The organism is Tissierella sp. (assembly GCF_032104385.1).
In the GTDB taxonomy this organism is placed as follows: Bacteria; Bacillota; Clostridia; order Tissierellales; family Tissierellaceae; genus Tissierella.
Window position 1 is genome coordinate 52,592 of the sequence record NZ_DAMCHJ010000008.1, and the last position, 10,093, is coordinate 62,684.

A 10,093-nucleotide genomic window follows, 5' to 3' on the forward strand; every position below is an offset into this window, starting at 1 on the left:
AATAAATTAGGGATAGTTGGAGCGATAACTACCCATGATTTAGAATTATGTGTATTAGATAAGTACAATAGGATAAAAAATTATCATTTCTCTGAGCGATATAAAGATAATAAAATATACTTTGATTATAAAATCAAACTAGGTAAATCAACATCAACAAATGCAAAATATTTAATGAAATCAGTAGGGATTGAAATACTGGAAGATTAGAACAAATATTTCTTTCAATTATTGATATTTTCAACCCAAAAATATAAGGGCTAAATCTATGAAGGTATTGAATCTTTTTATTTATATTCTCTGAGTAAAACTTAAGTAAGCCATACTAAATTAAATAATTAAATTCCAATAATGATAGAATAAGACAAAGACAAAATGAATTCATCAATAATTTTATGATGATGAAAAGCAATTAGTTATTCAAATATTTAAATGTAATTGGATATGAATATTTAGGTTCTATTATTTGAAGGTAATTAGTTAGCAATAGAAAAATCGATTGGGAATAATTCTCAATCGATTTTTTAATGCAATGAAAATTTACCTTTATTAGAGTCTGCTTGTAAAATTCAACTAAATATTGACAAAAACTTTGACAAAAAATAAACTATACAGAATAGTCGCAATATTCATTTACTTTTGCATATAAATGTAGTATAATCATTTAAAATCATAAATATAACAAAAAATATTAGAGGAGGGATATCGTGGATAATAAAGTTAATAATCAAGAAGGGAGAGGCTCTTGGGGATCTAGTTTTGGATTTATTATGGCTGCTGCAGGTTCTGCTGTAGGATTAGGTAATCTATGGAAGTTTCCATACTTGGCAGGGAAAAATGGTGGTGCTGTGTTTGTTGTAGCTTATTTATTGATAGTAGTATTAGTTGGATTTACCATGATGTTGGGAGAAATGATTATAGGTAGAAAAACACAACTTGACCCATATGGAGCTTATAAAAAGCTGAATAAAAATTGGGGGTTTTTAGGATCTATTGGAATTTTAACTGCATTTCTAATTTTATCTTATTATAGTGTAGTAGGTGGATGGGTTATTAAATATATTGTGGCAACTGTAACTGGAAAGATTGGTGCTGATAAAGCAGCTTATTTTACAGGATTTATAGGAGGATCAGTAGAACCCTTAATTTATCATGGTATTTTTATGGTATTGACAGTAGCTATTGTAATTAAGGGGATATCTGATGGAATAGAAAAGGCAAGTAAATTTATGATGCCAGCATTGCTAGTTATGTTGATTGTAGTGGCAATAAGATCAGTTACACTTAATGGTGCTTCTGCAGGTCTTTCTTATTATTTAAAGCCTGACTTTAGTAAATTTAGACCTAGTGTTTTAGTTGATGCATTAGGGCAAGTATTCTTTTCATTATCTCTAGGGATGGGAGCTCTGATTACCTATGGAAGTTATTTGAAGGGGGACGAGAATTTAGAAAAGAATGCTCTTATAATCCCGAGTTTAGATACAGCAGTAGCATTGTTAGCAGGTTTTGCTGTTTTGCCAGCAGTATTTGCCTTTGGATTTGAACCTAGTCAAGGTCCAGGGCTTATGTTTATCACGTTACCAGCAGTATTTGAAGTAATGCCTTTTGGAACAATATTTGGTATAATTTTCTTTGTATTAGTATTTTTTGCAGCTCTTACATCGGCTATTTCATTACTTGAGGTAGCAGTAGCTTATTGTATTGATAGTCTTAAATGGACTAGAATCAAGGCTGTTTCCATTGCTTCAACATTAATGTTTATAATTGGTATATTTGCTTCTTTATCTATGGGACCGATGGCAGATGTTCATATTCCGTTGTTTAATAGAGGAGTTTTTGATACTTTGGATTTCTTTACATCTAATATATTGATGCCTATAGGTGGATTTCTAATGGCAATATTTATTGGATATATTTGGGGTGTAGATGAAGCCATAGCTGAAGTGAAAAAGAGTCCAGGAGTAAAATTTAAACTTGAAAAATTCTGGACTATACTAATTAAATATGTAGTACCATTTGCTATATTTATAGTACTATTAAGCTCATTGGGATTGTTAGATAAAATTTTAGGTAAATAAATAGTATGGATAGAAAATAGAGATTTTTAGAATAAAAACTTAGATAAATATATGATTTTATATATAAAAAACCACATAAAAAACTCCTTTATAGAAAAGATACTATAAAGGAGTTTTTTAAATTAATTATTAGTAATTATAAAAGGAGGTCTTAAGTATGCTATTTAATAATATTGTGGAAAAAAGATTCGTTAAGGATGGAGTCCATAAGTCAATATTGGAGATGACAGCAGATGAGTATAATAAGGTGTATAATGGTGAATATAGTGAAAAGATAGCTTCAGAAATTATAAATCACCACTTAGAAAGACGGGGAGACGATGGCAGAGCTACGAATATTCAAATTGAGCATGAGGATAATAGTAATATGGTTAGGATTTATGCAAATATAAATTACTTAGGAAATGATCATACAAGATATGGTAGGAGATAATAAATGGTACCTAATATCAGGTACCATTTATTTATGACTATCAATCATTAAAAGAAATAGTATACCTACTTTAAAGAAAATATTATATAATAAAATAATGCGTTAGGTATTATAATCTTTTTATTATAAACATTATGGGAGGTAATAGATGAAGCAAATTTTTAAGAATAAAGAATTTTTAAAGGATCTGCTAGCAATAGCAATTCCAATCGCATTACAAAATCTAATAACATCTTCATTAAATATGGTGGATACTTTGATGATATCCCAGTTAGGTAAATCAAGTATAGCTGCAGTAGGATTAGCAAATCAACTTTTCTTTTTTTATTCTTTGATTATTTTTGGAATCAATAGTGGATCTTCAATTTTCATATCTCAATTTTGGGGAAAAAAAGATATAGAAAACATAAAGAGAATATTGGGATTAGCAGTAAGTTTAAGCACTTTGGCAGGACTTATTTTTACCATAGTTGCTTTCTTTTCTCCAGAAATGATTATGAAGTTTTTTATTGATGATGAAATAGTAATAAGGTTAGGAAGTGACTATTTACGCATAGTATCTCTATCATATATAATAACAGGTATAGGATTTGCTTTTAGTATAGCATCTAGAAGTATTGGGGAACCTAAAATGCCCATGGTAGTTTCAGCTATATCTTTTATAATTAATACGATATTTAATTATTTACTTATTTTTGGTCATTTTGGTTTTCCAGAACTTGGAGTAAAAGGGGCAGCCTATGGAACTTTGATTGCTAGAATAGTTGAAATTAGTTTTATTTTTTACTTTATATATAAAGATATAAAACCTCTTGCAGCTAGTTTAAGGGAACTAACAGATTGGAAAAAAGAGTTTATAAATAGATATTTAAAGACTACTTATCCTGTAATAATCAATGAAGCATTTTGGGCATTGGGACAAGTTATGTATTCTGCAGCCTATGCAAAAATGGGAGCAGAGGCAACGGCAGCAGTTCAGGTCTCAGGGACTATTCAAAATATTTTTTTTGTAATGGTTAGAGGGCTTGGAAATGCCTGTACAGTTATGGTAGGTAATAAGATTGGTGCTAGAGATGAAGAACAAGCATATGATTATGCAATACAATTTCTTATTATGTCAACTATTGCAGGCTTAATATTGGGTGCAATATTAAGTTTAACACCAGATATAACTTTAAAATTATTTAAAAATCTTGAGCCAGATGTATATAATTTGTCAAGGAAATTGTTATTTTTTTCAGGATTATTTTATTTCATAAGAACATTTAATTCTACATTAATTGTTGGAGTTCTTAGGGGTGGTGGAGATACTACATTTTCTATGTATCTTGAGATGGGTTCTGTGTGGTTAGTAGGAGTGCCTTTAGCATTTGTTGGAGTTTTAATATTTAGATTGCCAGTTTACATTGTTTTTATATTGGTTTCTGTTGAAGAAATAGTTAAAGCAGTTATTGGGTTACCAAGAGTTAAGTCTAAAAAATGGATTAGAAATGTAACTTAAAATTTAAACTGCTTTCTAGGCTTTTTTATACAGTATATAATGTCTATGATGATATTAATTCTTGAAGGAGTTGATTTTTATGTTTAAATATAGAAAAACATTTAAGATTCCATATTATGATGCGGACAAATATAGACGAGCTACACCTCTGGCAATGCTCACATATCTAGGAGAAACATCAAGTGCACATACTGAGTATATTGGATTTAGTGTTGATAAATTACAAGACTTAAATTATTGTTGGATGCTTAACCGTTGGAAGGTTAAGATGAGTAGATATCCAGATGTAAAAGAAGAAATAACCATTGAAACATGGACTTCTAGCATTGATAGATTCTATGCTACTAGAGAATTTATTATATATGATGAGAAGGAAATAGAAATAGGGAGAGCTTCTACAGTTTGGATATTTATAAATATGGAAAAGAAAAGACCCATTAGAATACCATTAGAATTTGTAGAAGCTTCTAATCTAATAGAGGAAAAGACTTTTGATGACTTTTATGATTTCAAAAAAGAAATAGATATAGAAGAATATATTGACTTTCACGTAAGAAGATTAGATATTGATTATAATAATCATGTTAATAATACTAAATATCTTGCTTGGATGCTAGAAATTATTCCAGAAGATATTTATGAAAATTATATATTAAGCGAATTTGAAATTTTATATAAAAAGGAAACTGTTTATGGGAAGACAATATCATCTGGTAGCAAGGAAGTAGACGATAATGGAGATATACATGAATATTTCCATAAGATTTTAGATAGCAACAATAAGGAAATTCATTCAATGGGAATAACAAAGTGGAAAAGGCTAAAAAAATAAGTTAGGCGATTACACCTAACTTATTTTTTAGCCTTCAAAATCTATCTTTATGATTTTCCCTTTTTCGTCTAGATGCATTTTTGTAATCTTGGTTAATTTTGGTACATTATCAATCTTAGCACATTCTATAAGGTGGTACACTTTAGAAGTATCTTCTGTTTCTTTATAAACTTGTCTTAATAGTTTTAGTATGGAATATGGATGCTCAGGTTCCTTTAGAGATATAAATGATGTATTTGGTTTTGTCATAGCTTCACCAATTAATTTTTCAAAATCTAGATTATCTAGACCTGGAATAAGGAAATATTCTACGTCACTATTTAAATCTTCAAAATCTTTAACTTGGATTGACTTAAATCTACCTTTGGCTACTGCCATTAAAGTAGCCATTAATGGTCTTATACCAGCAGATCTATGCCCCGATACAATAAGAGATTCCTTTTTAGAAATAGCTTCGTCAATATAGTTTCCTTCTGCTTCAGTCATAAATTCTTGTGTTACATACTTTTGAATCATTGTGTTCATATAAAACGCTCCTTTATTTATTAAAATTTATTAAATTTGGTTAATGATGTGAATATATACACCATTACAATAACACTAAAAATAGTGAAATAAATTATTCTATATAATATTACCCAATTTAATGATAAAATAGCTATATTATGTTTAAAATAAAAAATTAATGCTAAATATATTTAAGCTTGGAGGTGTAAATGATGAAAATAAAAATGGAAAGACAAAAAAACATAGCTCTTATTGCACATGATAATAAGAAGGATGAACTAATAAATTGGGTAAAAGAAAATAAAGAAATATTATCTAAACATTTTTTATGTGGTACAGGGACTACTTCAAAGCGAATAGCTGAAAGTACAGAATTGCCAGTAAAAGCGTTTAAATCCGGTCCATTAGGTGGGGATCAACAAATCGGAGCTCGTATTGTTGAAGGTAAAGTTGATATGGTGATTTTTTTCTGGGATCCATTGGAAGCTCAACCTCATGATCCAGATATAAAGGCATTACTTAGAATTGCTGTTTTGTATGATATTCCCATAGCTACTAATAGATCTTCTGCTGATTATATATTGTCTTCACCATTAATGGATGAAGAATATATAAGAGAAATAGTTGACTATTCTGATTTAAGAATATCAAAGTAGTTTTTAGAATCATTATGTTATTAATGTAAATTTGGTGTATAATTTGTTAAAAAAGATATAAAATGTAGTTGCAATCTATTTTAGAGTATGTTAATATTAGATTGTAGCTTTAATTCGGAAGTAAATAATCAATACACAATAATTTCTATGGGTACAGAGGTTTATCTGCATATAGTAAAGAAATTTTATTGTTGGTATTTTTACAAAGAATTAAAGAAATAAAATTTCGGAGGTATATGCAATGAAAGGTACAGTAAAATGGTTTAACGCAGAAAAAGGATTTGGATTTATTACTACTGAGGAAGGAAACGATGTATTCGCTCACTTCTCACAAATCAACAAAGAAGGATTCAAAACTTTAGAAGAAGGTCAAGAAGTTGAATTCAACGTTGTAGAAGGCGCTAAAGGTCTACAAGCTGAAAACATTACAATTCTATAGTAAATGGATACTTACAACCTCTTAAAGATACGTCTTTAAGAGGTTTTTAATTATTGACAATAGAAAACCTATATGATAATTTAGTAGAGATTATGTTCTAAAATTTAAATAAAAGGAGAATACATATGAGTGAAAAAAGAGTGCTTGCAGTAGTTAATGGTAAAGAAATAACTGAGGATACTGTACTTAAATTTCTTAATGATTTGGGACCTCAAATGGCAATGCAGTTTCAATCACCTGAAGGTATCAAGAGAGTAGTGGATGAATTGGTAAGTCAGGAGTTAATATATTTAAATGCTTTAGAAGATGGATTAGATAAGGAAGAAAATTTTACTAAGGAATTAGAAAGATTAAAGGAAGGCTTGCTTAAACAATATGCATTAAATAATATTTTATCTAAAGTTACAGTAACAGAAGGTGAAATATTAGAGTTTTATAATAAAAATAAAGAAAATTTCAAAAAACCGGAATCTGTAGTTGCTAGTCATATTTTAGTGGATAATGAAGATAAGGCTAAAGATATTATAAATGAAATAAATAATGGACTTTCTTTTGAAGAAGCTGCACAAAATTATTCATCCTGCCCTTCTAAGGAGCGAGGAGGAGATCTAGGTGAATTTACTAAAGGACAAATGGTTCCAGAGTTTGAAACAGCTGCTTTTAATATGGAAGTGGATACTATTTCAGAACCAGTAAAAACCCAATTTGGATATCATATAATTAAACTATTAGCTAAAAATAAAGAATCCTTAAGTACATTTGATGAAATTAAAAGTCAAATAACCCAGCAAGTACTTGGAGTTAAGCAACAAGAAGCATATATAAATAAGACAAATGAATTAAAACAGAAATATGAAGTAATAAAGAATATGTAAAAATGAGAGGTAATAAACCTCTCATTTTTATTTAATTGACAACTTTTTTATTATCTCTAATTACTTAGCCTAGAAATGTTATTTTAGGAGAAAATTGGGAATATATCAATATAGTAGATTAATTCATCAATATACGGGGGTGTTATTTTGAGTTTAGAAAAGTTTTCAAAGCATTTCATCAAGCAAAAGATGATGCGAACAGTTATCATTTCTTTAATGCCAATAGTATTTGCATCTATCTATTTTTTTGGATGGAGGACATTAATACTTTTGGGAATTGTTACAATTGCAGGAGTAGCAACAGAATGGATTTTTGAGAAAAATTATAACAAAAAGGTATCAGAGGCAATATTTGTTAGTTGTATTTTATATACTATGACATTGCCTCCTACTACTCCATATTGGATAGCAGTGATAGGGATTATATTCGGTATTTTATTTGCTAAGGAAGTATTTGGAGGATTTGGAAAGAATATATTTAATCCAGCCTTAGTTGCTAGAGCATTTGTATATGTATGTTTTCCTACGCCATTAACTATAGAATGGTCAAAGGCTTCTTTGAGATTTCCAGGTGGGTTTAGTAATTATATAACAGAAGGAGTTGAGGCCGTATCTCAAGCAACACCGATGCTTTTATTTAGAGATACTGGGAAGATAACATCTTTAATAGATTTACTTATAGGAAATGTATCGGGCTCTATAGGGGAGACTTCTGCTATTTTAATAATATTGGCAGGTATTTATCTAATCTATAAGAAGGTCGCTTCGTGGCAGATAATGTCTGGTGTGTTAGTTGGATTTACTGGATTAAGTGGAATCCTATATCTATTGGGAAATAGTCAAATTCCGAATCCTATCTTTGGTATTTTAGCAGGGGGATTATTATTTGGTACTGTATTTATGGCAACAGACCCTATATCTGCTCCAAAAACTAAGGAAGGGAAATGGATTTATGGTATTCTCATAGGTATAGTTACTGTAATTATTAGAGGATATGCTTTATTCGCTGGAGGTATGATGTTTGCCATACTTATTGGAAATACATTTGCCCCCATAATAGATGAGGGAGTTAACTCCTATAAGCGATATAAAAAGGATAAGGCTAAAGAAAAAGAGGTGGCAATATGAAAAAAACTTTTAGTTTTCCAATAATTTTCATGGTTATACTTACTGCTTTTTTTACTTTTATATTAGCTTTTTTAAACTACAGTACTGCTGATAGAATTGCTTTTAATCAAGAAATAGAACTAAGTAAAAAACTTCTTTATATTTTTGATATTCAGCCATTATCCGAAAATCCTAATGATATTAATCGAACTTTTATAGATAATATAGGTAACATAGGGTCAGAGGATGAACCAATATATATATATTATGGCGATAATAAAGAAGTTTTAGGATATGCTGTACCTATAAGTGGGTCTGGTCTTTGGGGAAGCATAGAGGGTTATGTTGGGGTTTCATCAGATTATTCAACAATTCTTGGATTAGACTTTATCTCCCATAGTGAAACACCGGGATTAGGTGGTAGGATATCAGAAGATTGGTATAAAGAACAATTTAGAGGAATTGATATAACAGAGTCACAAAGCGGAAATTATGTTATATATAGACCAGCAGCAGGAGGAAATGTAGATGCCATAGCAGGTGCAACTTTAACATCCAAGTCTGTAAGTAAATTATTAAATGAAGATCTTGATAAATTTATTAAAGAAAGAAAGGGGGAATAGGAAATGGCAGGAGATAGCCCTAAAAAAATATTCAAAATGGGACTTTGGGAAGATAATCCTGTATTAGTTCAAATAATAGGTATATGTTCCGCATTGGCCGTAACTAATCTTATGTTAAATTCATTAATTATGGGAGTAGGACTAATCTTTGTTACTGCATTATCATCTTTCACTGTATCTTTGATTAGAACTTTTACTCCTAAGCATATTAGAATGATGGTACAAGTACTTATAATAGCAGCCTATGTAATTATAGTAGATATTTTTCTAAAGGCATATATGCCTGAAATGAGTAAGGCATTAGGACCTTATGTAGGCTTGATTATTACAAACTGTATAATAATGGGCAGAGCGGAAGCATATGCTCAAAAAAATCCACCTATACCTTCATTCTTAGATGGAGTGGCTTCTGGTTTAGGTTATACATTAGTTCTTCTAACTATAGCATTTTTTAGAGAATTATTAGGATTTGGAACAATCTTTGGTGTTCAGGTTTTAGGCGATTGGTGGACACCGTGGACTATTATGATAATGCCGCCAGCAGCTTTTTTTATTCTAGCAGTTATTATTTGGATAACTAAAAATGTGAGAGAAAAAGAGAAAAGAGAAGATAAAAAGAAAGGTCAGGTGTTTAGTCAATGATAGAACTTAACCCTTTCGTTATATTTTTTGCAGCAATATTTACAAACAATATGATATTTAGTAATTTTCTAGGCATGTGTTCATTTATAGCGGTTTCAAGAGAAATACCTACTTCTCTTGGATTGGGTCAAGCAGTTACATTTGTTTTAGCTTGTACAACTATAATAAACTATATTATATATCATTATGTTTTACTGCCACTACATTTAGATTATTTAAGGTTTATAGTTTTTATTATTAGTATAGCTGCTTTTGTACAACTTTTAGAGATGATTGTTGAAAGATATCTTCCCAACCTATATTATGCACTTGGAATATTTTTACCATTAATAACTGTTAATTGTGCTATTTTAGGAGTTTCATTATTTATGATAATTCGTAACTATAATTTTCTTCAATC

Annotated in this window: 12 protein-coding genes and 1 pseudogene; 12 read left to right on the top strand and 1 reads right to left on the bottom strand. The window is 29.7% G+C overall.

Features of this window, described 5'->3' with window-relative positions; genetic code table 11:
• The 5 genes and pseudogenes from RT714_RS09455 to RT714_RS09475 form a co-directional block, all read left to right on the top strand.
• A pseudogene (locus RT714_RS09455) lies at positions 1-210 on the top strand (DNA mismatch repair protein); the annotation flags it as partial.
• Positions 211-707: 497 nt separating this feature from the next.
• Complete coding sequence (locus RT714_RS09460; protein WP_313757323.1) at positions 708-2,078, top strand: sodium-dependent transporter; 1,371 nt, start codon at positions 708-710, stop codon at positions 2,076-2,078.
• 157 nt (positions 2,079-2,235) lie between these two features.
• The gene (locus RT714_RS09465) at positions 2,236-2,511 is read left to right on the top strand and encodes a hypothetical protein (RefSeq protein ID WP_313757324.1); all 276 of its coding nucleotides are present in this window, start codon (positions 2,236-2,238) and stop codon (positions 2,509-2,511) included.
• A 148-nt stretch (positions 2,512-2,659) separates the two neighbouring features.
• Positions 2,660-4,012: an MATE family efflux transporter gene (locus RT714_RS09470; RefSeq protein ID WP_313757325.1), complete on the top strand. Its 1,353-nt coding sequence runs from the start codon at positions 2,660-2,662 to the stop codon at positions 4,010-4,012.
• Positions 4,013-4,091: 79 nt separating this feature from the next.
• Entirely contained in the window at positions 4,092-4,844 is a 753-nt protein-coding gene (locus tag RT714_RS09475) for an acyl-ACP thioesterase domain-containing protein (RefSeq protein ID WP_313757326.1), read from the top strand.
• A gap of 27 nt (positions 4,845-4,871) precedes the next feature.
• On the opposite strand, the gene RT714_RS09480 is transcribed toward RT714_RS09475, so the two are convergent.
• Entirely contained in the window at positions 4,872-5,369 is a 498-nt protein-coding gene (locus tag RT714_RS09480; protein WP_313757327.1) for a hypothetical protein, read from the bottom strand.
• Positions 5,370-5,563: 194 nt separating this feature from the next.
• Here RT714_RS09480 and RT714_RS09485 point away from each other — a divergent pair, with 194 nt between their 5' ends.
• From RT714_RS09485 to RT714_RS09515, 7 genes are all read left to right on the top strand, one after another.
• On the top strand, positions 5,564-6,007 hold the full coding sequence (locus RT714_RS09485) for a methylglyoxal synthase (RefSeq protein ID WP_313757328.1): 444 nt from the start codon (positions 5,564-5,566) through the stop codon (positions 6,005-6,007).
• 241 nt (positions 6,008-6,248) lie between these two features.
• Entirely contained in the window at positions 6,249-6,446 is a 198-nt protein-coding gene (locus RT714_RS09490; RefSeq protein ID WP_094901600.1) for a cold-shock protein, read from the top strand.
• A 125-nt stretch (positions 6,447-6,571) separates the two neighbouring features.
• Positions 6,572-7,321: a peptidylprolyl isomerase gene (locus tag RT714_RS09495; protein ID WP_313757329.1), complete on the top strand. Its 750-nt coding sequence runs from the start codon at positions 6,572-6,574 to the stop codon at positions 7,319-7,321.
• Between the two features lie 147 nt (positions 7,322-7,468).
• The gene (locus RT714_RS09500; protein ID WP_313757330.1) at positions 7,469-8,449 is read left to right on the top strand and encodes an RnfABCDGE type electron transport complex subunit D; all 981 of its coding nucleotides are present in this window, start codon (positions 7,469-7,471) and stop codon (positions 8,447-8,449) included.
• The gene (locus tag RT714_RS09505) at positions 8,446-9,051 is read left to right on the top strand and encodes an FMN-binding protein (protein ID WP_313757331.1); all 606 of its coding nucleotides are present in this window, start codon (positions 8,446-8,448) and stop codon (positions 9,049-9,051) included. The genes RT714_RS09500 and RT714_RS09505 overlap by 4 nt, the downstream gene beginning before the upstream one ends.
• Before the next feature lie 3 nt (positions 9,052-9,054).
• Positions 9,055-9,693 (top strand): NADH:ubiquinone reductase (Na(+)-transporting) subunit D, encoded by a 639-nt coding sequence (locus tag RT714_RS09510; RefSeq protein WP_313757332.1) that lies wholly within the window; start codon positions 9,055-9,057, stop codon positions 9,691-9,693.
• On the top strand, positions 9,690-10,093 hold a 404-nt coding region (locus RT714_RS09515; RefSeq protein ID WP_313757333.1), incomplete at its 3' end, for an Rnf-Nqr domain containing protein. The genes RT714_RS09510 and RT714_RS09515, both read left to right, overlap by 4 nt.

Excerpts from the sequence above, each read along its gene's own strand:
- RT714_RS09465 (WP_313757324.1), top strand. The coding sequence starts at position 2,236 with ATGCTATTTAATAATATTGTGGAAAAAAGATTCGTTAAGGATGGAGTC.
- RT714_RS09470 (WP_313757325.1), top strand. The coding sequence starts at position 2,660 with ATGAAGCAAATTTTTAAGAATAAAGAATTTTTAAAGGATCTGCTAGCA.
- RT714_RS09475 (WP_313757326.1), top strand. The coding sequence starts at position 4,092 with ATGTTTAAATATAGAAAAACATTTAAGATTCCATATTATGATGCGGAC.
- RT714_RS09480 (WP_313757327.1), bottom strand. The coding sequence starts at position 5,369 with ATGAACACAATGATTCAAAAGTATGTAACACAAGAATTTATGACTGAA.
- RT714_RS09485 (WP_313757328.1), top strand. The coding sequence starts at position 5,564 with ATGAAAATAAAAATGGAAAGACAAAAAAACATAGCTCTTATTGCACAT.
- RT714_RS09490 (WP_094901600.1), top strand. The coding sequence starts at position 6,249 with ATGAAAGGTACAGTAAAATGGTTTAACGCAGAAAAAGGATTTGGATTT.
- RT714_RS09495 (WP_313757329.1), top strand. The coding sequence starts at position 6,572 with ATGAGTGAAAAAAGAGTGCTTGCAGTAGTTAATGGTAAAGAAATAACT.
- RT714_RS09505 (WP_313757331.1), top strand. The coding sequence starts at position 8,446 with ATGAAAAAAACTTTTAGTTTTCCAATAATTTTCATGGTTATACTTACT.
- RT714_RS09510 (WP_313757332.1), top strand. The coding sequence starts at position 9,055 with ATGGCAGGAGATAGCCCTAAAAAAATATTCAAAATGGGACTTTGGGAA.